This is a genomic window from Mesorhizobium sp. P2_B11 (assembly GCF_056404855.1).
In genome coordinates, this window is record NZ_JBFUDF010000005.1 from 534,417 (window position 1) to 557,281 (window position 22,865).

Annotated in this window: 24 protein-coding genes; 12 read left to right on the plus strand and 12 right to left on the minus strand. The window is 60.5% G+C overall.

All coding sequences use genetic code 11. The features are described 5' to 3' along the window. Positions 1-265: 265 nt before the first annotated feature. Complete coding sequence (locus AC1DYJ_RS19255; protein ID WP_477426193.1) at positions 266-418, plus strand: hypothetical protein; 153 nt, start codon at positions 266-268, stop codon at positions 416-418. A gap of 6 nt (positions 419-424) precedes the next feature. Here the strand turns inward: AC1DYJ_RS19255 and bluB are convergent, their stop codons facing one another. Together bluB and AC1DYJ_RS19265 are read right to left on the minus strand one after the other, a co-directional pair. Next, on the minus strand, positions 425-1,060 hold the full coding sequence (gene bluB / locus AC1DYJ_RS19260) for a 5,6-dimethylbenzimidazole synthase (RefSeq protein WP_477288025.1): 636 nt from the start codon (positions 1,058-1,060) through the stop codon (positions 425-427). A gap of 98 nt (positions 1,061-1,158) precedes the next feature. Continuing rightward, on the minus strand, positions 1,159-1,854 hold the full coding sequence (locus AC1DYJ_RS19265; RefSeq protein WP_477288024.1) for a glutathione S-transferase family protein: 696 nt from the start codon (positions 1,852-1,854) through the stop codon (positions 1,159-1,161). Positions 1,855-1,924: 70 nt separating this feature from the next. On the opposite strand from AC1DYJ_RS19265, the gene AC1DYJ_RS19270 reads away from it, so the two are divergent. From AC1DYJ_RS19270 to AC1DYJ_RS19280, 3 genes are all read left to right on the plus strand, one after another. After that, positions 1,925-2,437, plus strand: coding sequence for a DinB family protein (locus tag AC1DYJ_RS19270; protein WP_477288022.1), 513 nt, complete (start codon positions 1,925-1,927; stop codon positions 2,435-2,437). Between the two features lie 491 nt (positions 2,438-2,928). Then, a complete protein-coding gene (locus AC1DYJ_RS19275) occupies positions 2,929-3,582 on the plus strand; it encodes a hypothetical protein (protein ID WP_477288020.1) in 654 nt (217 codons plus the stop codon). Between the two features lie 271 nt (positions 3,583-3,853). Continuing rightward, positions 3,854-4,639 carry a GGDEF domain-containing protein gene (locus tag AC1DYJ_RS19280; protein WP_477288018.1) on the plus strand — a complete coding sequence of 262 codons (786 nt, stop codon included), beginning with the start codon at positions 3,854-3,856 and terminating at the stop codon, positions 4,637-4,639. Positions 4,640-4,666: 27 nt separating this feature from the next. Here AC1DYJ_RS19280 and AC1DYJ_RS19285 read toward each other — a convergent pair whose 3' ends face one another. The 5 genes from AC1DYJ_RS19285 to AC1DYJ_RS19305 all read right to left on the minus strand — a co-directional run bounded on the left by AC1DYJ_RS19285 (position 4,667) and on the right by AC1DYJ_RS19305 (position 10,022). Further along, entirely contained in the window at positions 4,667-5,632 is a 966-nt protein-coding gene (locus AC1DYJ_RS19285) for a class I SAM-dependent methyltransferase (RefSeq protein ID WP_477288016.1), read from the minus strand. After that, positions 5,616-6,290, minus strand: coding sequence for a class I SAM-dependent methyltransferase (locus AC1DYJ_RS19290; protein WP_477288014.1), 675 nt, complete (start codon positions 6,288-6,290; stop codon positions 5,616-5,618). The genes AC1DYJ_RS19285 and AC1DYJ_RS19290 overlap by 17 nt, the downstream gene beginning before the upstream one ends. A 180-nt stretch (positions 6,291-6,470) precedes the next feature. After that, positions 6,471-7,466 carry a glycosyltransferase family 2 protein gene (locus AC1DYJ_RS19295; RefSeq protein ID WP_477426195.1) on the minus strand — a complete coding sequence of 332 codons (996 nt, stop codon included), beginning with the start codon at positions 7,464-7,466 and terminating at the stop codon, positions 6,471-6,473. 40 nt (positions 7,467-7,506) lie between these two features. Continuing rightward, complete coding sequence (locus AC1DYJ_RS19300) at positions 7,507-8,853, minus strand: class I SAM-dependent methyltransferase (RefSeq protein WP_477288010.1); 1,347 nt, start codon at positions 8,851-8,853, stop codon at positions 7,507-7,509. Positions 8,854-8,861: 8 nt separating this feature from the next. Beyond that, positions 8,862-10,022 carry a methyltransferase domain-containing protein gene (locus tag AC1DYJ_RS19305; protein ID WP_477288008.1) on the minus strand — a complete coding sequence of 387 codons (1,161 nt, stop codon included), beginning with the start codon at positions 10,020-10,022 and terminating at the stop codon, positions 8,862-8,864. Positions 10,023-10,477: 455 nt separating this feature from the next. Between AC1DYJ_RS19305 and AC1DYJ_RS19310 the strand changes: the two genes are divergently transcribed. After that, complete coding sequence (locus tag AC1DYJ_RS19310) at positions 10,478-11,425, plus strand: sterol desaturase family protein (protein ID WP_477288006.1); 948 nt, start codon at positions 10,478-10,480, stop codon at positions 11,423-11,425. A gap of 33 nt (positions 11,426-11,458) precedes the next feature. Here AC1DYJ_RS19310 and AC1DYJ_RS19315 read toward each other — a convergent pair whose 3' ends face one another. The 3 genes from AC1DYJ_RS19315 to AC1DYJ_RS19325 form a co-directional block, all read right to left on the minus strand. Next, entirely contained in the window at positions 11,459-11,761 is a 303-nt protein-coding gene (locus AC1DYJ_RS19315; RefSeq protein WP_477288004.1) for a DUF982 domain-containing protein, read from the minus strand. 168 nt (positions 11,762-11,929) lie between these two features. Continuing rightward, positions 11,930-14,011 carry an ATP-dependent helicase gene (locus AC1DYJ_RS19320; protein WP_477288002.1) on the minus strand — a complete coding sequence of 694 codons (2,082 nt, stop codon included), beginning with the start codon at positions 14,009-14,011 and terminating at the stop codon, positions 11,930-11,932. Positions 14,012-14,095: 84 nt separating this feature from the next. Beyond that, the gene (locus AC1DYJ_RS19325) at positions 14,096-14,299 is read right to left on the minus strand and encodes a hypothetical protein (RefSeq protein WP_477288000.1); all 204 of its coding nucleotides are present in this window, start codon (positions 14,297-14,299) and stop codon (positions 14,096-14,098) included. Between the two features lie 119 nt (positions 14,300-14,418). On the opposite strand from AC1DYJ_RS19325, the gene AC1DYJ_RS19330 reads away from it, so the two are divergent. Beyond that, complete coding sequence (locus AC1DYJ_RS19330) at positions 14,419-16,326, plus strand: BTAD domain-containing putative transcriptional regulator (RefSeq protein ID WP_477426197.1); 1,908 nt, start codon at positions 14,419-14,421, stop codon at positions 16,324-16,326. A gap of 25 nt (positions 16,327-16,351) precedes the next feature. On the opposite strand, the gene AC1DYJ_RS19335 is transcribed toward AC1DYJ_RS19330, so the two are convergent. Beyond that, the gene (locus AC1DYJ_RS19335) at positions 16,352-16,516 is read right to left on the minus strand and encodes a hypothetical protein (RefSeq protein WP_477426198.1); all 165 of its coding nucleotides are present in this window, start codon (positions 16,514-16,516) and stop codon (positions 16,352-16,354) included. Positions 16,517-16,643: 127 nt separating this feature from the next. On the opposite strand from AC1DYJ_RS19335, the gene AC1DYJ_RS19340 reads away from it, so the two are divergent. Beyond that, the gene (locus AC1DYJ_RS19340) at positions 16,644-16,802 is read left to right on the plus strand and encodes a hypothetical protein (protein ID WP_477287994.1); all 159 of its coding nucleotides are present in this window, start codon (positions 16,644-16,646) and stop codon (positions 16,800-16,802) included. A gap of 264 nt (positions 16,803-17,066) precedes the next feature. Here AC1DYJ_RS19340 and AC1DYJ_RS19345 read toward each other — a convergent pair whose 3' ends face one another. After that, positions 17,067-18,035, minus strand: a complete 969-nt coding sequence (locus AC1DYJ_RS19345; protein ID WP_477287992.1) for a LysR substrate-binding domain-containing protein — start codon at positions 18,033-18,035, stop codon at positions 17,067-17,069. 111 nt (positions 18,036-18,146) lie between these two features. Here AC1DYJ_RS19345 and AC1DYJ_RS19350 point away from each other — a divergent pair, with 111 nt between their 5' ends. The 5 genes from AC1DYJ_RS19350 to AC1DYJ_RS19370 all read left to right on the plus strand — a co-directional run bounded on the left by AC1DYJ_RS19350 (position 18,147) and on the right by AC1DYJ_RS19370 (position 22,817). After that, on the plus strand, positions 18,147-18,980 hold the full coding sequence (locus AC1DYJ_RS19350; RefSeq protein WP_477287990.1) for a hypothetical protein: 834 nt from the start codon (positions 18,147-18,149) through the stop codon (positions 18,978-18,980). A 49-nt stretch (positions 18,981-19,029) separates the two neighbouring features. After that, positions 19,030-19,971: a DMT family transporter gene (locus tag AC1DYJ_RS19355; protein ID WP_477288188.1), complete on the plus strand. Its 942-nt coding sequence runs from the start codon at positions 19,030-19,032 to the stop codon at positions 19,969-19,971. After that, a complete protein-coding gene (locus AC1DYJ_RS19360) occupies positions 19,964-20,182 on the plus strand; it encodes a hypothetical protein (protein WP_477287988.1) in 219 nt (72 codons plus the stop codon). The genes AC1DYJ_RS19355 and AC1DYJ_RS19360 overlap by 8 nt, the downstream gene beginning before the upstream one ends. Positions 20,183-20,352: 170 nt before the next feature. Next, complete coding sequence (locus AC1DYJ_RS19365; protein WP_477287986.1) at positions 20,353-20,799, plus strand: Ros/MucR family transcriptional regulator; 447 nt, start codon at positions 20,353-20,355, stop codon at positions 20,797-20,799. Between the two features lie 140 nt (positions 20,800-20,939). Next, positions 20,940-22,817 carry an ABC-F family ATP-binding cassette domain-containing protein gene (locus AC1DYJ_RS19370; protein ID WP_477287984.1) on the plus strand — a complete coding sequence of 626 codons (1,878 nt, stop codon included), beginning with the start codon at positions 20,940-20,942 and terminating at the stop codon, positions 22,815-22,817. The last annotated feature ends 48 nt before the right edge of the window (positions 22,818-22,865 follow it).

Below are 22,865 nucleotides of genomic sequence, written 5' to 3' on the forward strand. Positions count from 1 at the left end.
TCGTCCTTGTGATGAAGAGTGGAATTGGGAGTGGCGGGCTCTATACAAGCCGCCCGGCCCATTGCCAAGGGGAGGCGCTCCATGTCCTGGTACGGTGTCGCCGTCGAAGGGGCGACAGATCGTCCGGGGCGAAGATGGACGGCTCGCAGGGGCGGGACTATAATCTCCAGGGAAATCAGTTGGACGGGAAGCCGGTCACCGGAGGACCTTCTACGAGATGAACCGGCCCTATTTAAGACCCGGGGACCTCAAGGGCATCCTGCTGATGGCTGCCCTCTTCGCCGGTTTGGTCGCTGCCATGCTGCTCGGGCTTGGGAAGAATGCGAATTTCGGTTTCGGCCCGGAATGGCAATGTACGCCTGTGCCGAAGGGCGATCCGATCTGCGTCAGGCTCATCGCCAAGGATGAGGCGAAGTGACCGGAGTTACCGCCTGATCGTCACCGGCGGCCGCCGCTGTTCCCAGCCCTCGCGTTCCAGCGTCGGCACATCATGCTCCTCGCTGGCATAGCCGAGGCAGAAATAGCCGATCAGCGTCCATTCGGGCGGCGTGTCGAGGATCTTGGCCATCTCGGCCGCATCGAGGATCGACACCCATCCCATGCCGATGCCTTCTGCCCGCGCCGCCAGCCACAACGTATGCACCGCCATGACGGCCGAATAGTCGATCGTCGCCGGCATGGTCATGCGGCCGAGCCCGTGGCCCTGTTGCGTCGTGCGGTCGGCGAAAACCGCGAACTGGCAGGGTGCTTCATTGAGACCGGCAAGCTTCAGCCGGGCATAGAGCGCCGCGCGCTCGCCCGAAAAGCATGCCAGCGCCTCGGCATTGCATCGCTCGAAAGAGTTTCTCACGGCGGCGCGCCGTTCGGCGCTTTCGACCACCACGAAACGCCAGGGCTGGCTGAGCCCGACGGACGGCGCGATGCTGGCAAGCTCCAGCAGCCGTTCCAACGTCCCCTCGGGCAGAGCCGTCCGCTCGAAGCGCCGCACATCCCTGCGCCAGCGCAGCAACGCGACGAGCCCGGCGCGAAAATCGTCGGTGAAGTCGGGAGGTGGTGGCATGGCGGGCGATCTCGCTAGGGCAGTAGGGCAGTAGGGGAAGGTTTAGTTGAGGCAGTCCGAGCACCATAACCTACTGCCTAATTCCTATTCCCTATTCCCTAGGCAGCGGCAGCTGCCACCATCCGACCAAGGCCGCCATGAAGGTCGAGGCAGCGTCCGAACCATTCCGCAACGATGTCGCTGTCGTCGAGCAAGCGATAGGGCGAGGTGATGCGTGCCCATTGCAGCGCGCCAAAGACGATGTAGTCGGCAAAGAGCGGCGAGGCGCCGCCGATGAACGGCTGATAGCCGAGCATCGAGCGCAGCGGCTCCAGCGCGGCACGGAAGCCCGCAAGCCCGGCATCGCGGGCGGCTGTCACGGCTTCCAGCGGCTTGCCGAAGCGCTGCTCGCGGCTGGAGCGGAAATAGGCGGCGTTCTCGTCGTCCTGCATGGCGTGGATGTCGAGCAATGCTGCCGTGGTGACATAGGGATGGATGGTAAGCTGCGACCATCGCTCGATGAAACGCGCCATCGCCTTGCCGCCGTCGCCGGCAAAAAGCGTCGGCCGCTCGGGATAGGTCTCGTCCAGATAGAGCGCGATGGCGAAGGAATCGGCCACCACACGGTCGCCGTCGCGGATCACCGGCACGGTCTTCGAGACGCCGCCCTCGACGCTCGGTACGTCGAGGAAGCGCGTCGGCAGGCTGGATCTGTCCAGCCCTTTATGCGCAAGCGCCATGGCAATCTTCCAGCAATGCGGGCTGAACGGACGGGTCGTGTCGCGTCCGACGAGTTCATAGAACAGAATGGTCATTGGCGGCTGCGTCCTCGCGGTCTAATTAGGCGCCTGCGGTTGAAGCGGAACTGGTCGGCGGGAAGAAAAGATGAAACAGCATTTCATGATGTTTGCGGCCTACAATCAATGGGCCAATGGCCGCATCTACGATGCCGTCGCCGGGCTTGACGAAGAGGAGTTCAACCGCCACGTCGGCGCGTTTTTCGGCTCGATGATGGGCACGCTCAACCATCTGCTGGCCACCGACCGCATCTGGATGAAACGCTTCACCGGCGAGGGCGATGCACCGGCGAAGCTCGACGCCATCCTGCACCGCGCTTTGCCTGGCTTGAAGCTGGCGCGCGAGGCCGAGGACAGGCGGATCGTCGACTGGGTCGGGACCTTGAGCGAAAAGGCGTTGTCCGGCCGCTTCTCCTACATGACCGTTTCCGATATGCGGACCGTCTCACAGCGGCTGGCGCCGGCCCTGGGCCACGTCTTCAACCACCAGACCCATCACCGCGGTCAGGCGCACACCATCCTGACCATTCTCGGGCGGCCTTCGGTATCGCTTGATCTGGCACTTTTCCAGCGCACGGACGAAGGCCGCGCCTACGCCTGATCGCCTGACCGCGCTTCCCGTTTGGGCGTCCCGTTTCACGGAAACGCCGAACCGCCCCGCTCATTGTTGGACTGAAAAGCGTCTCACATTCTCGTGGATTCGCCCCTAGGGGACCGCCCGGCGGTCGGTGCATGTGTGAGCGCCGTCGATGCCCGGGCGGCAAACAACATCAAGCTCTGTACCCCCAGCCGGGTCTTGAAGACCGCCCATTTGTGGCCTCTCTGGCGCTCAAAGGACTCTGATACAACCTGCTCCAACTTACAGTGGAGTTTTTGTTGATGAAATTCCACAAAGTTTAAATGTTGAAGCAAAAACTTATTTTTTTTTAGAAAACTAATACATTGATTGAGAACTACGATCTTCATCGTCAGAAAAAATAAAGAAACTCTAAGGAAGACTCATGCGTAGCTCTGTGTGCATAAGCATATGTCATCTCAAGTTTTCTGGCATGTTGCAGTGCACAAAGTAGAAGGGCAACAAAGGAGAGTGTCATGGCTAATATCACTCAAAAAATCGCTAGAACAATAGCGACGAGTGCAATTATCGTTATTTTTGCCGCTCCCACGTATGCAGGAGGCGGAATTGGCGTCGGTGTTGGCGCATCTATCGGCGGTTCTGGCGGTATCAATGCCGGTGTTGGTGCTTCGATCGGCGGCAGCGGCGGTATCAATGCCGGTGCTGGCGCCACGGTCGGCGGCAGCGGGGGCATCAAGGCCGGTGCAGGCGCCCAGGTTGGCGGCAGCAGCGGCGTTACTGCGGGCCTCGGCGCCTCAGTCGGCGGTAGCAGCGGCATCAATGCTGGTGCTGGCGCCAAGATTGGTGACGGCATCAAGGCCGGTGTTGGCGCCACGGTCGGCGGCAGCGGCGGTATCGGGGCCGGTGTTGGCGTCAACGTCGGCAGCGGCATCAACGTCGGTGTGGGCGTCGGCATTGGCGGAACGCCAGGTACACCAGGCACTCCCGGTACCCCCGGTACCCCGGGAACGCCCGGAACACCAGGCACCCCCGGGGTGCCCGGTGTCGTTGCCAGCATGTCGAGCAGCCAGCTGACACGCATGAAGAAGCGCTGCATCGATGTGCTCAGCAGCGAGGGCACCTACGACAGCGACCTGCGGCAGCTCTGCCTGATGATCTCCCGTCGCTAAGACGGGTTTCGCCGGGAGTGTCGAACCAGCCGTGAGGCTTTACGGCACTCTCCTACCGCATGCCCCAGACTTCCCGAGGGACATGCGCTGACGAGAAGCCTCTGGCTAGTCGGAAAGCCCGCCACGCAAGTGGCGGGCTTTTTGGCGCCAGCCGCCCCTGTCGGTAGAGCCTTGTCGATCGGGGCGGTTAACCACGTTCGAATTGCAGGCAAGATTTTAGCGTTTCGTTTGCGTTCCCGCGGCAAAATAGCGGAGAGAGCGGGAGAATGGCATGCGGATCGATCTGTCGCCCACGAGCTGGGGCAGGGTCATAGCGGTCACAGTTGCCGGCACAGCGATCTGCATCGCGGCCGCCTTCTTCGTCGATTCCTACAATTTTCCGTCGCTGTCGCCTGAAGCGCTGCGCTGGGCGCAGCTTACCGATCTGCTGCTGCCGCTTGTGCTGGGTGGATCGTTCTTCTCCTTCCTGATGTACAAGATGCGCCAGCTGGCCATCGCCCAGAAAGAGCTGAGCATCGTCGCGGCGACCGACAGCCTGACGGCGGTGTTCAACCGCGGCGCGTTTTCAATGCTGGTCGAAGCCTATCTCGACCAGGCTCGCAGCCATGCCGTCGTCAACGCCGGCGCCTTGCTGATCGTCGACGCCGATCACTTCAAGACCATCAACGATCGGCTGGGCCACGATTGCGGCGATCAGGCGCTCAAGCTGATTGCGCAGACGATCAAGGCCCAGCTGCGCGGCGCCGACATTGTCGGGCGCATTGGCGGCGAGGAGTTCGCCATCTTCCTGCCCGGCGCCGACCCGTCGCAGTCGTGGCTGGTCGCCGAGGGCATCCGGCGGCGCATCCGCGAGGTCGAATTTGCTCCGGGTGGACGGCCTTGTCCGCTCTCGGTGAGCATCGGCGGCGTCGCCTTCAGCGGACCCACCACCTACGCCGACATGTTCTTGACGGCCGACCGGCACCTCTACAAGGCCAAGTCGAACGGGCGCGACCAGGTCAGTTTCGAGACAACCGGGCCGCGCGGCCTGCTGTCCGGCGACCCGACGCTGCATTGAGCGCGAGCCTGTGTGGCGTGCGCGGTGCTACAGGAACACCGATCTGACATAGCGTAGCGGGGCAGTTATCTTCCAGGATGTCGATTTCAGCAGGGCTTGGTTCCTTGCGACGAGATTCTGGATTTGTTGGTGTGCGGCCGCGATCTGCAAGCTCAGCTCATCCCGGCTTACGGCAACTTCGCGCAGCTCCCGCTCCGCCTCCTTGAGCAGATCGACATCGGAGTCATCCAGGACAGGAGCGTTCTTCGAAAGGCTGATATAGAACTCATGCAGGTGCAACTGGCCCGGTTCATTCTTGTGAAACGCGATTTCGCCCGATTTGATATATCCGAGCGAGCGAAGTTTCTTGACCAGAAATCGGAATGACGCCGGCGTGAACTGCCACGCGTGAGCATCGTAATAGGCCGTGTCGACCTGAACGGCCTCGAACATGCTTTTTGCATCTTCGCCGCCTTGCAGGAAGGCGACATCGTCAAAGGTCGGCTCGAGCCACACGGTCTGTTCGGCTTTGGTGCAAGCATACGAAACTTGGTCAAACAGAATTCCCGGTGTGTGGCGTTTGCGCTTTTCGGCATAGGCCTGCAGCGCCTGACCGACGGTGGACAGCGGCCGTAGCGCATCGAAGCAGAACCGTTTGTCGGGCACGGCGAGCACAAACCGGCCCTCTGGCTTCAGAAGGACCTCGCAGTCCTGGATGAAACGAACGATGTCGGTGACATGTTCGATCACATGCGAGGCAAAGATGAAGTCGTAGCGTTGCTCCTGGCCGATGGTCTCGAGCAGGCTGCGACCGTCCGAGACATAGTCGACCTCTTCGATCTTTGATGCATTGTTGCGATATTTCTCGCGCAGAGTCGCAGCGTCGGCATGGTCGACGATTTCGACATTGTAGCCACGGCGCTTAGGCAAAAGAGGATTGTAGCTTGGTCCGATTTCCAGGCCGAAGCCGCTCGGATCGAACATTGAAAACAGCAACTCAGTCCTGTTCAGCATAACCCATTCCTGTCGTCATGGAGGTTTGGCGGGTGCCTTGCGGCCGTTTTTCGAACACGGCCACGCTGTCGTAGACGGCGATACAGGCTGTCGATCGGGTGAAGGTAGAGACCGGGATCGCGCCTCGTGTGTGTGTCGCGTTTATCTCATCAAGCTTGTCCTTGACGAATTCCATGAAGGTCCCAGCGCGCTTCAGGCCGCCCTCATATTCATCCCAATACGCAGTATGAAGATCCTCGACGAGGTACAGGCCGTAAGGGTCGACCTTGTCGTACAGCAGCTCAAAGCTCTTCATCACGTGCCGCATGATATGGCTTCCGTCATCGATGACGATATCGAACGCATCATATCTGTCCATGATCTGGTCGATCAGCGCCGGATCGTCCTGGCTGCCGATGAATATCTCTATTCCGGCTTCCTCATGCACCTTGCAGGCCGGGTTGATATCGATGCCAACCACGCGAGCGCCGTGGCCGAAATAAGCCTTCCACATTTGAAGGGAGCCGCCATCGGACACGCCGATCTCGAGGATCGTAGGCGCTCTGTTTCTGAAACGCTCGAAATGGCGCTCGTAGATATCGAAATAGTGGAACCACTTGTGAAGCCGCTTTCCTCCATTGTTGAGGTAGTATCTGTGTAGAAATCCGTCTCCCAGCATCTGAAATCGATCCCAATACCAAGATCTCGCCAGCATGTTCAGGCATCGACTCCATGCCAGCGCGACAATGCCGCCAGGCTGCAGGCGGAAAGCTGGAAGGAATTACCTACCTCCTGGTCATCGCGCACGACTGCGCCGAAGACTGACTTGCGCAGTCGGACGACTAATTGCGTGAGGCCCCTAAATTGCGAGAACCCGGCTTACAAAGCCACGCGCAAATTCCAAAGATGCCACTTTCGCAACGAGATGACTGCCGAGGAAGGGCCGTATCGCGCGCATGATCAGCCATCGCCTGATCCTCATTGTCGGCGTGATCCTGTCGATAAGCGCAAGTGCCGGCGTCATCAGTTCCGAGCTTCCGCACTGGCCTRCAATCCGGTAGGTGCCAGCCGCACTTCGAAAGAAACGCGGCGTTATCAAGTCTCTGGCGTAGTAGCGTCGCAAGGCAACGTCGTCAGGAAATGTCTGCAGAAGCTTGTCTGCGTAGATGAGTGCCGACCTTGCCATTCTGGCGCTGTATGACGCGGACTCGCCATGAATGCGCCACGCCGACAAAGCCTCCCTCAGAAACCTGTTGGTGTAGCCCGCCCTGAACAGGCGCAGGAAAAGGTCGTCGTCCTCGTAGCCGGAAAGCCGCTCGTCAAATCCACCCACAGCCTCGAACGCTTCGCGAGAGATTAGAGAGGCAGACGGGAGAACGTACATGTTCTGGGACAGGCAGTTGTAAATGGTCCGTTTCGGATGTTCTGAACCAAGCCGCTTGAGCATCTGCCGAACCACGAGATTTCCATCCCGATCGTATTCGTCCAGGTCACTGTAGACCCATCCGAATGGGCCTGCCTGAGGTTCAGACCTGGCCGCAGCCTCCAAAGTCTCCAGATGTTTTGGGTACCACCAGTCGTCCTGGTCGAGAAAGGCGATCAGGTCGCTCTTGGAGTTGCGGACGCCCATGTTGCGGGCCGACGATTGGCCGCCGTTCTCTTTTGTCAGGACACAAACCCGGTTGTCTCCCCTGGCGATTTCACGCGCGACCTGGGCACCATCGTCGGTGGAACCATCGTCAACAATGATCACCTCATCTGGCGGACGAGTTTGCTCGAGGACGCTTTTCAGCGACGTCCCAATGAAATCCCGACCATTGTAGAGCGGTATGCAGGCAACGATCGATCGCTTCATCAAATTAAACCTTCATTCCGGTCAAGGGGGTCAAAAGACATCAAGCAGTCAGTCTTTCATGTTGAGGAAGTAAACTCCTGAGGGAGGTTCGAAGGTTCACAACGTCCGGAACGAGGTTCGACGGTACCTTGACCGGGAAATCCTTGTTCTCGAATGCATCAAGAACCGAGAGGGCCCGACGGTTCTGGCCTGCATATTTTAGCGAAAGTGCTTCGTGATACTTCGCCCGCCAGACCAAATCGGCTTCGACACCCGCTACCGAGGAATCGATTGACAGCTTTTTCCGGCACAGCAGATGTGCCGCATAGAGATGCTCCGCCGCGTTCAGATAGTCGCCCTTGTGGATGAGCAGCAGCATTCCGCGATAGTAGGTCGAAGCCGCTATGCAAAACGGCCACCGGTCGGCAAACTCGGCCAAGGTATTTATGTCATCCAGTTTGGGCCGGGCATCAGCAAGAATTGGAGCGAAGTTCTTTTCTGCCAGTTCGTACTTGCCGTGATCGATGGCCCCGCGAAAAAGGCGATAGCGCAAGCCGACGGCCAACGAAGAACCAGGCGTGGCTCGCGCAAGCGCGTTCTCCAGATAGCCTAAGACCTTACTCTCCCAATTTTCGATCGGTTGGAATGTGATCGGTTTGCGCGATGCGTAGAACAAGGTGCTGTCTGCGCTCTTGTCGACCGACACGAATGGCAATCCCGCTTCATCAAACAGCCGTATCAGCGCTTCAGCGCTGAACAGGATCGTGTGAGCTCCAGGCGACAGCAGCGCCAAAAGGGTGCTGCGTTCGGTGGCAGGACTGATCCGCTCGGGGTTAGGTGTGGTCAGGACGATTACGCCGTCCTCGGCCAGATACGATGTCAGGATTGCCAGAAAGCCGGTCGCATCGTGAATGTGCTCGATTACCTCCGAGCAATGCACCACATCGTACAGATGGTGCGGATTGGCGTTTAGCGGTGCAAAATCGCGGACGATGTCGAGGCCGAGTTGATCTCGCCCCGCGCCACCATACTGGGACGGCTCGAAGCCCTTGGCCTCCCAGCCGGCAATGGTGCGAACGGCATCCAAGGCAAAGCCGAAACCGCAACCGATATCGACGATCCGGCCCGCGCGACCTTCCGGAACAACCCTGAGGATGTTTCGCGCGACAGTATCGATCGAGGCATTCATTTCAACGTAGTTGCGAATGCCCAGCGGGTTGGTGTGTTCCGTATAGTCGATTGACGGGAACGGGTGATAAATCAGCGACGCACATTGAGCGCACCGGTAGAGCGACATCGAGCCGGCACTCAGTACTTTCGCCTTGGCATCGGGGCGACCACACGCTGGACAAACGAATTCCGCCAGCGCCGGCGGGCAGTCGAAGTCTATGAACTCCTTCTCTGGCATAGTTGTGCTCAGTGCTTCGGATAGGCTTGGCTGTGTTGCATGGATTCGCCGCGCTGGAGGGGCCAGGAAACCGCACCATCGGGAAGATCGAAAGTCTTGCGCGCCAGGACGTAGGACGCCGCCATTCCATCATGGAGCGCAAATTCGAGCATGGGACCTTTCCGGAAGGTCGGGTGCACAAACATTTTCACCGGCGTCGTCATTCCGACTTCGAGGACCTCGAAGCCCATCTCGGGCGCGAACAGGACTTTCAAGCCTTCGCTCGAAACCCGCCAGAAATCGTTGGGCATTTCATGGACCGGAAACGCTTGCGGCACCGAGTGCATGGTCAAGCCTCCGACCTTCAGCACCTTGTTGATTTGCGCCGCAAACAGCCACGGACAACTAAGATGCTCCATCACCGCCAGAGAGAATATCCCGTCTACTGAACCGGGTTCGAAATGCTCGCCTAGGAAATGTGCGTCTGCCACGACGTCGACGCCCGGCGCTTCATGAATGTCGACACCGATGAACTTGCACTCGGGCTCGAACCGCCTTGCCTGTAGCGAAGACGACGGTCCCACGACACGCGACCCGATTTCCACAACGACACCGCCGGTCTTCTTCATCTCATCGGCAAAACGCTGTTGCGTGAGCTCCGGCTCGGGAAGGGTGTTATTGACAGGGTGACTGGCCGAAAGTGCGGAGATATCGAATTCCGCTGAGCCATCGACGGTCTCGATTTCCAAAACCACCGGCCGGAAGGGGCTGCAGGCCAGGTAGGCGGAGAAGCCACATTTCATTGAATGCAGCGATGGGAAGAAGGGCGCCAGATCGGATCGGTCGTGGAAGTCCAAAACCTCTACCTGAAAATCCCCGCTCCTCAACCGCATCGCCGTGATGGGGAGGTCCCAGGCATGGGCCCAGCCCTTCACAAACACGCCATATGTATCGCACCAGAGATTGTCGATCATATGGACAAATTTTCCGGCAAGCAGTGCTTCAGCAGGCGATGCTTCGGGAAGCGGCATTTCGGGAATCGGTTCCACGGGAGGCTGTGAGTCGGGAATATCGAGGGCGGGTTGTTTTCGAAAACCGAGCCGGCCGGCTGCTGTGACCAGAGAGCTAAGATTGCTTCTATTCAAAAAGGTGCCCAGCCGAGATGTCAATATTCCTTGTGTATTCTGCAAGATTCCACCCATTCCTACGCTGATATACTTGTGAATTTATCTTTGATAGCGAGTTCAGCGCACAGGTCGCTTGGTCGTCCTCCCCGTTCACAAAGGGCACGTTAGCTCCCAAAGCTTTATCGCACAATACGCCTTGGAGAGTTATGTACATCATGAGTCGACCTACTTCGGATGAGAATTTTCGTGAAGCTAAATTGGAAGATTTGGTGCAGTTCTTGAGGCAAAATCGCGCCAATATATCTGTTTTTTGGTTGCAGGTAAAACTATCGCTTCTAGGATCAACTTAGCTACCGATGCGATATTGCAGGAGGAATCGGCCAAAATATCGTTATATGGATGGAATCTCGATTTTATGAAAACAGGTGATCGGTGACGGCCAGCCATCGTCAACAATCCGTTCATCCCTTGGCCATTAGTCTCCGACGAGCCGATCTCCGACTACAGCGAGGGCAGGGGTGTCCGATCTCATAGACCTCAAGGCGGTGCTGATCATCGCGCTTATCTTCATTCCGCTGGAGCGGCTGTTGCCGCTGCATGCGGAGCAATCACCGGCGCGCCGGCATTGGCTGAACGACGTCGTCTACCTTTTGTTCAACGGAATTGTCATCAAGATCGGCCTGCTCGTCGTGATCGGCACAGCCATGCTGGTGCTCCACCGGTTTGTTCCGGCCGGACTTGCGCAGGCGGTGCAGTCGCAACCGGTCTGGCTGCAGGCGGTTGAGGTTCTGGTGCTGGCCGATACCGGCTTCTACCTGGCGCATCGCGCCTTTCACGCCGTCCCGTTCCTGTGGCGCTTCCATTCGATCCACCACAGCATCGAGGAGATGGATTGGCTGGCCGCGCACCGCGTCCATCCTGTCGACCAGATCCTGACCAAATCGGCCTCGTTCGTGCCCGTCTTCGCGCTCGGCTTCTCGACCACCGCCATACTGATCTTTACACTGATCTATCAGTGGCAGTCGCTGTTCATCCATTCCAACACGCGCATCAAGGTCGGACCGCTGAAATGGCTGCTGGCGTCACCGCAGTTTCATCACTGGCATCATGCCAATGAGCGTGAAGCCTGGGACAAGAATTTCGCCGGGCAGCTGCCTTTGCTCGACATGCTGGGCGGCACCTTGTTCATGCCCGACAGGATGCCGCAGAAATACGGCACCGATGACCCGGTCCCGCAGCTTTATCATCAGCAGCTTGCCTATCCCTTTGTCGGCAACGCCGATCAATCCTTTGTCGGCAACGCCGATCAATCCTTTGTCGGCAACGCCGATCAATCCTTTGTCGGCAACGCCGATCAATCCTTTGTCGGCAACGCCGATCAATTCTTTGTCGGCAGCACCGAACGGCTCGCGCAGCCGGCAAGGCTAGCCGAAGCCTCACCGACGCCGGGCGGCAAGTCCGAGTGATGTTTTCTCCGGTTGGTCTGGTCCAGCCACGTTTCAGGCGGCGTAGCCGCCATAGCCACGCGCGACCGGCTTGACCGAGATGATCGGCTGGACAGGTGGCCAGAGGATGCCCGCCGTCACCGCAAAGGTGATCAGCGCATCGCGCGCGGCCTCGGTCGAGATTTCGCCGGCGCGTGCCGCCTCGCAGGCTTTTACCGCCGCACCATAGCTCAGGCGCCGGCGCGACGGCGGAAATTCGGTCAGGAAATCATGCATTTCGAACAGCGAAGCGAGCATGCGTTTGTGGCCGGCGCCAACGGTAACGGCAACCGGGGTGAAGAACATCGTGTCGTGCATTCTGGCCTCTCTGGATGGGCGGAAGGGCGACGGTCGCCGCTCTCCGATCGCGGGTTGGACGCCAAAAAACGCGGCTGGCCGCCCGAGGTTCCCTAAGAGATGCCATGACAGAGAAATTTGCTTTTTGAGGCCGCTCCGCCGGCCAGCTTGTGCGGTTGCGACCGGCGGCTATTTCCACATCCCGCGCATCCGGGCGCCGAGGTCGACCCGCACATCAGGCCTGTGGCGCGGATCGTCCTTTGCGTGGACGCTCGCCCACGAGGTCTGCTCGAAAGCGCCGAGGATCGAGGCTGGGATGAAACGGCTGCGCGAGGCATAAACGTTGCGGTCACCGCGCGCCGGCTGGTTGTGCGGATAAAAGCGCTGCGGCGTCACCAGGTGCAGCCCGTCCTTGGCCCGCGTCATCGCGACGTAAAGCAGCCGGCGCTCTTCCTCTATGTCCTCCTTGGTGCCGACGCCGAGATCGGCCGGGATGCAGCCATCGACGGTGTTGAGCACGAAGACGTTCTTCCACTCCTGGCCCTTGGCCGAATGGATGGTCGACAGAATCAGATAGTCCTCGTCACGATGCGGCGGCCCGGCCTGGTCGCTGGTCGCATCCGGTGGATCGAGCGTCAGTTCGGTCAGGAAGCGCTCGCGCGAGGCGTAGCCGGAACCGATCTGCTCGAGCTGCATGAGGTCGGCCCGCCGCGTCGTGGCGTCCTCATGCATGCGTTCCAGATGCGGCTCGTACCACAGCCTGACCTGTTCGAGGTCGGCCGGCCATTTGCCTGACCTGGCGCGCAGGCCGGAATAGAGCGAAACGAAAGCCGGCCAGTCTTCCGCGGCGCGCTGCGGCGGTCGGTAGCAGGCCAGCCCCATCGCTTCGTCGAGCGATGTCGCCATCGCCTCGACGACGGCGCTGGCCGCCGACGGGCCGATGCCGGGCAGGAGCTGCAGCACGCGAAAGCCGGCGACGCGGTCGCGCGGATTCTCGGCAAAGCGCAGCACCGCCAGCACATCCTTGACATGGGCGGCGTCGAGGAATTTCAGCCCGCCGAACTTGACGAACGGGATGTTGCGGCGCGTCAGCTCGATCTCCAGCGGCCCGCTGTGATGCGAGGCGCGAAACAGCACCGCTTGCGACTTCAGCACCGTGCCGGCCTCGCGCTCGGCAAGGATCGCCTGGCAGACGTAATTCGCCTGTTCGGCCTCGTCGCGCACGCTGACCAGTTTCGGCTTTTGCGAGGATTTGCGCTCCGACCACAGGTTCTTGGTGAAGCGCTCCGACGCCTCGGAAATCACCGCATTGGCCGCGGCCAAAATGGTCTCGGTCGAGCGGTAGTTGCGCTCCAGCATGATGACGTCTGCGGCGCGCGCGAATTGCTGGGGGAAATCGAGGATGTTGCGCACTTCGGCGGCGCGAAACGAATAGATCGACTGCGCGTCGTCGCCGACCACCGTCAGCCCGGCGCCGTCCGGCTTCAGCGCGATCAGGATCGATGCCTGCAGCCTGTTGGTGTCCTGGTATTCGTCCACCAGCACATGATCGAAACGGGAGGAAAGATGCGCGGCGATTTCAGGCTCGGCTGCCATCTGAGCCCAGTAGAGCAGGAGGTCGTCGTAATCGAGCACGTTCTGCGCCTGCTTGGCCTCGACATAGCGGGCGAACAGCTCTTTCAGCTGTTCGGCCCATCCGGCGCACCAGGGAAAAGCCGCGCCCAGCACCTCGCCGAGAGGCGCCTGCGCGTTGACGGCGCGCGAGTAGATCGCCAGGCACGTGCCTTTGGTCGGAAACCGGCTTTCGGTCTTCGAAAAGCCGAGCTCATGCCGGGCAAGATTCATCAGGTCGGCGGAATCCTCACGGTCGTGAATGGTAAAGGCGGGATCGAGACCGATCGTCAGCGCGTAGTCGCGCAAGAGCCTCGCGCCGATGCCGTGAAACGTGCCGGCCCAGGTGAGCGCGTCGGCGATGACGGACGCATCGCGGCCCAGCACGTCGCCGGCAATGCGTTCGACCCGCCTGGCCATTTCGCTGGCGGCGCGGCGCGAAAACGTCATGAGCAGGATGCGCCTCGGATCGGCGCCCTTGACGATCAGATGCGCAACCCGGTGGGCCAGCGTGTTGGTCTTGCCGGAGCCGGCGCCCGCAATCACCAGCAGCGGCCCGGCGACCTGGCCGTCACCATGCTCGACGGCCAGCCGCTGCTCGGCATTGAGCTTGGCGAGATAGGCCGGCTGCAGGGTCGAATCATTGATGGCGATAGTCATCGCCCATCAAGCATCGTTTCTGCTTTGTTCGCAACGGGATTGAGCAGCGTCGCGGTGGAGCTGCAGCGATCCAAGGGAGGGATCTCATCTACGGTCGTCCTCGTCGGAGCGGTGCGTGTTCGCCTCAATATGGAAACCGATTGCTGCCCCGTAAGCCATCCAAATGGCCGACGTGTATCTTTCTACTACGCGGCACAAAAACCCAACCAGGCCAAGCTTCGGCCTCGTCGACAGGTCGTTGGCGAAGACTTCACTTGCCTTTCCCAAATCCTCGTTGACGGTGGACATTGGAGTTTCCCCTCGGATGTTGTTTAGTCGAGGGAAGAAACATCGGGTTCAGGGCGTGAGCCGGCTGTGAAAAGTCTCGTGAAGCTTGTGAAAAAAGCAGAAATTCAGAGTAAATCGCGATGAGCTTGGCGCGGCTCGATCTGCTGGGTGGATTTCGTGTGACATCCCCGGAGGGGGAAATCCTGGGGATATCTGCCAGGAAGAACAGAGCACTTCTGGGCATCCTCGCGCTAGCGCCGAAGCAGGAGGTGACGCGTCACAAGCTGGCTGCTTTGCTATGGGGTGACCGAGGTGAGGAGCAGGCAAGGAACAGCCTGCGGCAGGCCCTGACGGCTATCCGCAAGGACTTTGCCGCACTTGGAACTGACGCCTTGGCACTCATAGGAGACCGTGTCGCGCTCAATCCGAAATCCGTCACGATCGACGTAGCGGAATTCATCGCAGCATCCGCGAGCAACGATGTGGCCGAGCTTCGACAGGCAGCCGTCCTCTATGCCGGACCTTTTCTTGACGGTCTCAGCACAGCCGATAACGCTTTCGAGGACTGGCTTCGCGAGGCTCGTGCCGACCTGTCCATCCGCGCAATCAATGCATTGCAGTCACTGGCAGCCTTGGTGAGCGGCGCTGAGCGCGTCTCCATTGCCGAACGGTTGGTGGCCCTCGACCCGCTGCGGGAGGCATCGCATGTCGCGCTGATGCAGGCCCATATGGCCCTGAACCAGACGGCGCTCGCCATCAGGCAGTACGAGGCGTACAGGCTGCTGCTGAAGCGCGAGTTGAACGCGGAGCCGGGCGACGAACTCCAGCAATTGCGCCGGACCATCGACGAGGTGTCGGCCAAAACGACACCGAACGCTTCGTCGGCCCGAAAACCGGTGATCGCGGTTCTTCCATTCGAGAATATGAGCGGCGATCCCAGCCAGGAGTACTTCAGCGACGGGATTACGGACGACATCATCACCGAACTCGGCCGCTTTGGCGAACTTCATGTCATAGCCCGCAATTCATCCTTCATGTTCAAGGGAAGGACCATCGATGCCCCGACCATCGCCAGGCAGCTGTCCGCCGACTACCTGCTTGACGGGAGCATCCGCCGTGCCGGCAACAGGGTCAGGATCTCGGCGCGCTTTGTCGAGGCAAGGTCCGGCAATCAAATATGGGCCGATCGGTTTGATCGGGAATTAACGGATATCTTTGAACTCCAGGATGAGATCGCGCGGAGTGTGGCCATCACCGTCGCCGGCACGGTCCGAACGTCGGGCGTGGAGAAAACCCGGCGCCTTCTGATCACCCAGCTTGATGCCTATCACCTGTATCTCCAGGCGCGTGTCCGCGTGGCTCGCTACGACACTGCTCAGGAAGCCGTGCCGTTTCTTGTCAGGGCGATCGAGCTCGACCCCAATATCGCTATGACCCAGGCAATGATGGCGGTCGTACTCATAAACAAATGGCTGCAGGAGGGCGGTGGAGACACGCTCGGGACTGCTCTCGCCCACGCTCGCCGGGCGCTTATGCTTGGACCGCATGAGGCATGGAGCCATGTGGCGCTGGGTCACGCGCTGATCTTCATGGGGCAACTGGATGAGGCGCTGCTCCATCTCGAACAGGGCGTGAGCCTCAATCCCAACGAGACCCGGTCGAAGGCGATCCGGGGTTTGTGCCTCAACTATATCGGCAGGTATGAGGAAGCTCTGTTCGATCTGGACGACTGCATCGCCCATGATCCGCTGAATTATGATTGGTTGTGGGATATGCGCGGACAGGTTCTTATGGTTCTCGGACGCTATCGCGAGGCGATAGCGTCCTATCGGAATCTCAATTCATACGTATTTTGGTCATATGCGTTCGTCGCGATCTGCCATTGGAGGATGGGCGACAAACTGCTCGCCGCCGAGGCTGCCAGACAGTGTCTGGCAGCAAAGCCGGATGCGACCGTCAGCAGTATCCTGCTCGATCCATACCGTGACGCAAAAGTGCTTAAGGATCTTCGGCAAGACCTTTTGGCGATCGGCATACCCGACGGATGAACTCCGAAATCTGTGTGTGGGCGCACTATCTGGCTTGCACGCCAATCGCCGCCGACTGGCGCCGCAGCGACCRCTGTTCGTCCGCCGGCATCGGCAGCGGCCTGACATCGTTGGGCACCTCGTCGACGATCTTTTTGGTAACGCGATAGGTGGCATAGGCGAACAGGCCGGCAATCAGCAGACGGATCATGATCAAATCTCCTTTGGGGACCAACCCGGGGAGGCGGCGTTTTGTTCCAGGCGGCGGCTTGCTGATGTGCAACCAAACTGAAACCGCCTCGTTGCCTTGGCAGGGAGGGGAGACGAAGGAGGTTGCCATGAAGACGCTTCTGATCCTGCTTGCCGTCGGCCTGGCGCTAACGGCCTGCGACAGCAACATCCAGCCGACCAAAGCCCCCGTACTCGATCAGGCCCCGCAGGCGGATCCCGCACCGAAGCCGGCAACTGGCGCAGACCAGCCGCCACCGGCGCAATGATCGTCTCAAAATAGGGGTGAAGCGAAACGGTGCCTGAGGGAAGAAGGCCGGCGCTGCTCGGGAGGAAGCTGAAAGCGCCGGCCAAGCGGGAAAACAGGCCCGCCGCACGACCGAAGATAGCTGAGTCTTTCCTCTGCGTCATGGGGCGGCCTGCATCGGCCTGTTTCATGACGGCGCTCCTGCACAAAATCAGCAGAACACCCTGAAAATCTTGCAGGGTTTGGTAGCGCGTTCCGCGTGGTGCTGAAGTCAGGCCTGGCGACCTCAGGCCATCGCCTGCCGTAGCACCGGGCCGCTGGTGATCTCGGCGTCCAGCTGGCACTGCGTCAGCGCCGCCTCGGCCATGATCCACTGCTTGAACACTTCCACCTTGCGCGCATAGGGCGCGGTGACCGGGCTGACGAAGTACCAGCCGGCGGTGTTGGGGTGATGTACGGCAAACGGCGCCACCAGTCGCTCGGCGCGGATGTCGCTCGCCATATAGGCACGGTTGGCGACTGCAAAGCCCATGCCGGCATTAGCTGCCTCATAGGACATCATGCAGGAATCGAAATAGATGCTCTTGGCCTCGCCGAGCACGGAGCTCGCGCCGGCAAAACCCAGCCACGACTGCCAGTTCTGCGTGCAGGTGTCGGAATGCAGCAGCGTAAAATACCTGAGGTCGTCCGGCGTCACCTTTGACAGCGGCTTGTCGCCGAGAATCTCGTGGAACAGCCTTCTGCTGCATACCGGCGTCARATCCTCCTTGAACAGGAGGTCCGCCGTCAGGTCTGGAAAGCTGCCGTCTCCGTAGCGGATCTCCATGTCGAACTCGGAGGTGGCGAACTCATTCGTCGCATAGGAGGTCGAGACCCGCATCTCGATTTCGGGATATTGCTGCTGGAACAGCGGCAGGCGCGGAAACAGCCAGCGCGCGGCGAAAGTCGGCAGCACCGAAATCTTCAGCACATGCGCCTGCGACTGTCCGGTCGCTTCCATGCTGGCCGCCACGATCCGTTCCAGCGCCTCGCGAACGCGCGACACATAGGTCTCGCCCTCCGGCGTCAGCGAAACCGCATTGCCGCCACGCTGAAAGATCTTGAAGCGCAGCTGGTCCTCGAGGCTTTTGACGCGCTGGCTGACCGCGGAAGCAGTAATGAACTGCTCTTCACCGGCGCGCGTGAAGTTACGGTGCCGCGCGGCACTTTCGACGATCTTCAGCGAATTGAGGTTGACCTGACTGAGCAGACGCACGGGTTTCGACCTTAAGCTGGGCTTACACTAGCACCAGCATTCCTAATTTTACAGGGGTGGRCGAATTAATTGACTGTTTACCAAGTGATGCCCCCACCCTGGAGAAGTAGAATGAACGCCCATACCATTCCCGATTTGCGCTATGCGATGAGCCGTGAAGCCATTATCGGTCACGAGACAGCCTGGAAAGTGTCGAGTTTCGGCGTTGCGCAGTATCTGCACGGCTACGACCCGGCGTTGCTCGCGGCGATCGAGGAGGCGGCGTTGAAGCTCAAGTCCAGCCACGCCGTGCACAAGCATCTCGACCTGACCTTCATCACCGGCGCCGATCGCTTCATTCCGGAGATCAAGGAACTGCTGCATGACAAGCTGCGCCTGGAACGTCTGTCCGACATGATGGGCACCAAGCTCGAGCCATACCCGCTGTCGATCGTCGGCTCAACCGTCACTTTCATGAATCCCAAGGACGGCGCCGTCGATTGGCATTGCGACGGTGTTCCGGTCACCGAACTCATTCCGCTGTCGATCAGCAATCCGCTGGTTGGCGGCCATCTCGAGATCTACTGCGACGATTCCGAGACTGGCCGCGCCATCCTCGAATCCGGCCGCGAGATCCCGCGCAACCGTATCATGCGCATCGACCATAAGATGAACTACGCGACGCTCGGCCAGTTTCTTGGCGTTCTGCACCGGACGGCGCCGATCCAGTTCGGTGAGCGCGTCACGCTGGTGCTCAACCAGCGCTCGGTGGCCAAGCCATATGTCGATGACAACCGCATGTTTTATCTCGCAGCCGACAATGACCACGATCGTGAATGGGTCAACGAGTTGGCCGAAGACGTCTGGACAAACCAGCTGCCGGCCTATCGCCGCTTCGAGGAAGAACGTCCGGTGGCAGTGGCGGCCGATGCGCCGTTCCCGGGCGGCTCGAGGGATTCATGGTAGCCAGAGCATAGAAGTGGACACCGGTTTGACCGTCGGTTCGGAAGAAATCATGGTCGGCGATAGGCGCAGGGCGCCGTCCCGTCCTTCCCGGGATGGGTCGGGCCGGGATGGGTCCGGCCTGCCATCGGCGCTGGTTTTTGCCGTTGGCGCGGTCGCCCTCTGGTCAACCAACGCGCTGGTCGGCAAATCGCTGCTGGCCAGCCATCCGGTGTCGCTGGTGCAGTTATTGCAGTTTTGCGGAGCGGCGCTGGTGTTCGCCGTCATCCATCTGGCGAGCCGCAAGAAAGTGGCGCCGGAAAACGCAGCCTCGACCGCCCAGGCGGTCGCGGTCGGCATCATCGGCCTGGTCGGCACCATGGTGCTGCAATACATCGCCTTTGCCTCCATGCCGGTGATCGAGGCCAATCTCGTCGCCTACACCTGGCCGCTGATGGTCGCGGCGGCAGTCATCGTGCTGGGCAAGCCGCAGCGTCCCGTGCTCCTCGGCCTGACGGCCGTGCTCGGCTTTGTCGGCGTTGCGCTGGTGATCTCGGGTGGTCGCGGCCAGCCTTTTCTCCAGGGCAGCATAGTCGGCTATCTCGCCGCCTTCGGCTCGGCACTGTGCATGGCGTTCTACTCGATCGCGGTCGCTCGCCTGGCTACGCCGTCGGAGCGTCTGCTTTTGCCTTCGGCACTGGTCGGCGTCGGCCTGACCTTGCTGTGGTGTATTCACGACGGCGCGGCCTGGCCAACTGGCGCGGACCTCCTGCTTGGCCTCTATCTCGGCGCCGGCCCGATGGGGCTGGGCTATTATTTCTGGTCGCGCGCCTTGAAGCTCGAAGGCGGCGGCAAGGTCGCGGTTGTCGCCTATCTGACGCCGATCGCTTCGACACTGCTGCTGACGCTGTCCGGTGAAAGGCTGACGCTGACCGCGATTGCCGGTGCGGTCCTCGTCATCGGCAGTTGCATTGCGGTGGGCATAGAACGCTCGGAGGCTGGAAGCCATGCTTGAGGACAATGAACGCCTCGCCAGACAGGAAGCATTCTGGCTGATCAAGGAGTTCGGCGCCGAGGCGCCGCTCTACGCCGCGATGAAAGCCGAAAAGGCGATTGAGCAAAAAGATTTCGGACGGTGCGCCCGCTGGAAACGTATTCTAGAGATATTGGCCGACTCCAGACCCGTTAGCTCCGCAACGGCGAAATCAGCCGCCTCGAAGTATTAGATTTTCTAATTTGCAACGTTGCAACCGGATGTGGAAACATCCTCCGGCACCGATTCTTGATGATTTACTGACGCTTAACGACCCACTGGGGGGGTGCTGTTAAGTGGTTACATCGAGAACACTCTTCAAAAAAAAGCCGGCAATTGCATCACCGGCGGGAGAAAAACAAATTGCACACTCTCGACAACAAGACTGCTATTGAACTGACCGCTGACATTGTATCGGCCTATGTCGGCAACAATCCACTGCCAGCTGCTAGTCTACCGGATTTGATCGCAAGCGTTAGCGCATCGGTCCGCAAGTTGGGCAATGCGGTCGCGGTGGAGAGCCCTGCGCTCAACCCGGCCGTCAATCCGAAGCGTTCGGTGTTTCCTGACCACATCGTCTGCCTTGAGGATGGCAAGAAGTTCAAGTCGCTGAAGCGCCATCTGATGACCGACCATGGCCTCAGCCCGGACGAATATCGCACCAAATGGGGCCTGCCGTCGGACTATCCGATGGTGGCGCCGAACTACTCCGCGACCCGTTCGGCATTGGCCAAATCCTCGGGTCTCGGCCGCAAGCCGGCCGTTCCGGCCGCCGCGGCCAAGGTGACGAAGCGCAAGGCAAAGGCGTAAGCGCAAGCCGACTGTCGAAAGATGGTCGTTGTTTGCCGTTGTGAACGGCGCGCTCTCGGCGCGCCGTTTTCATGTCTTATGCAGCCAGCCGACCCCCCAAGCCCTTGCGAAGCGCCGCCCTCCCGTGCAAAAGCCCCGGCATGCTTATCATCAACGACCTTTCGCTCCGCATGGCCGGACGCTTGCTTCTCGACCATGCCTCGCTGACCTTGCCCGCCGGCACCAAGGCCGGCCTCGTCGGCCGCAACGGCACCGGCAAGACCACCTTGTTCAAGGCGATCACCGGCGATTTCCCCTCCGAGACCGGCTCGATCAGCCTGCCCAAGAACACCCGCATCGGCCAGGTGGCGCAGGAAGCGCCTGGCACCGAGGAGCCGCTGATCGAGATCGTGCTCAAGGCCGACCTCGAGCGCTCAGCACTGCTTGAGGAGGAAAAGACCGCCACCGATGCGCACCGTATCGCCGACATCCACATGCGGCTGGCCGACATCGACGCGCACTCGGCCGAGTCGCGCGCGGCCACCATCCTTGCCGGCCTTGGCTTCGATGATGCCGCGCAGCGCCGCCCGGCCTCGTCCTTCTCCGGCGGCTGGCGCATGCGCGTGGCGCTTGCCGCGGTGCTGTTTGCCGAGCCCGACCTTCTGCTGCTCGACGAGCCGACCAACTATCTCGACCTTGAAGGCACGCTGTGGCTGGAAAACTATGTGTCGAAGTACCCGCACACGGTGCTGCTGATCTCGCATGATCGCGACCTGCTCAACCGCGCCGTCAATTCCATCGTTCATCTCGACCAGAAGAAGCTGACCTTCTGGCGCGGTGGTTACGACCAGTTCGAGCGCCAGTACACCGAGCAGAAGGAATTGCAGGAGAAGGGCCGCGTCAAGCAGGAAGCCGCGCGCAAGCATATGGAGTCCTTCGTCGAGCGCTTCCGCGCCAAGGCTTCCAAGGCGAGGCAGGCGCAGTCGCGCATCAAGGCGCTGGAGAAGATGAAGCCGATCGCCGCGATCGTGAACGACACGGTGAGGCCGTTCTCCTTCCCCGAGCCGGTGAAGACCGTGGCCTCGCCGATCGTTGCCTTGAACAACGTCAATGTCGGCTACACCGAAGGCCAGCCGATCCTGAAGAAGATGACGCTGCGCATCGATGCCGACGACCGCATCGCGCTGCTCGGCGCCAATGGCAACGGCAAGTCGACCTTCGCCAAGCTTCTGTCGGGTCGGCTCAAGCAGGAAACCGGCACCATGACGGTGGCGCCAGGGTTGAAAGTGGCGATCTTCGCCCAGCATCAGCTCGACGATCTCCGCCCGGACGAAAACGCCTATGAGCACGTCCGCCGGCTGATGCCGGAAGCGCCGGAATCGAAGGTGCGCGGTCGCGTCGCCCAGTTCGGCCTGACCACCGAAAAGATGAACACCGCCGCCAAGGATCTGTCCGGCGGCGAGAAGGCACGCCTTCTGATGGGTCTGTCGGCCTTCGAGGGGCCGAACCTGTTCATCCTCGACGAGCCGACCAACCATTTGGATATCGATAGCCGCGAATCCCTGATCCATGCGCTGAACGAGTTTCCCGGCGCCGTCATCCTGATCTCGCACGACCGCCATCTTCTGGAGGCGACGGCAGACCGGCTGTGGCTGGTCAAGGACGGCGCGGTCAATCCGTATGACGGCGACCTCGAAGACTACAAGACGCTGGTCACCGGCGTGTCCGGCGACCGCCGTGGCAAGCGCGAGGCCGAGAAGGCATCAAAGGCCGATCGCCGCCGCGATGCGGCCGCGCGCCGCGCCGCCTTCGAACCACTGGCCAAGGAAATCCGCGCCACCGAAGCGCTGATGGATCGCATCCGCAAGCGCATCGACCTGATCGAGGACGAACTCGCCAACCCGGCCGTCTATGAGAAGGATCCGTCGACGGCGACCCGGCTGGCCAAGGAGCGCTCGCAACTGGCCCAGCAGCTTGCCGGCCACGAGGAGAAATGGCTGACCATGTCGGCGGAGTATGAGGAAGGCACCGCGGAGTGATTACCCTCCCCCTTGTGGGGAGGGTCGATCCGCGAAGCGGAGCGGGGT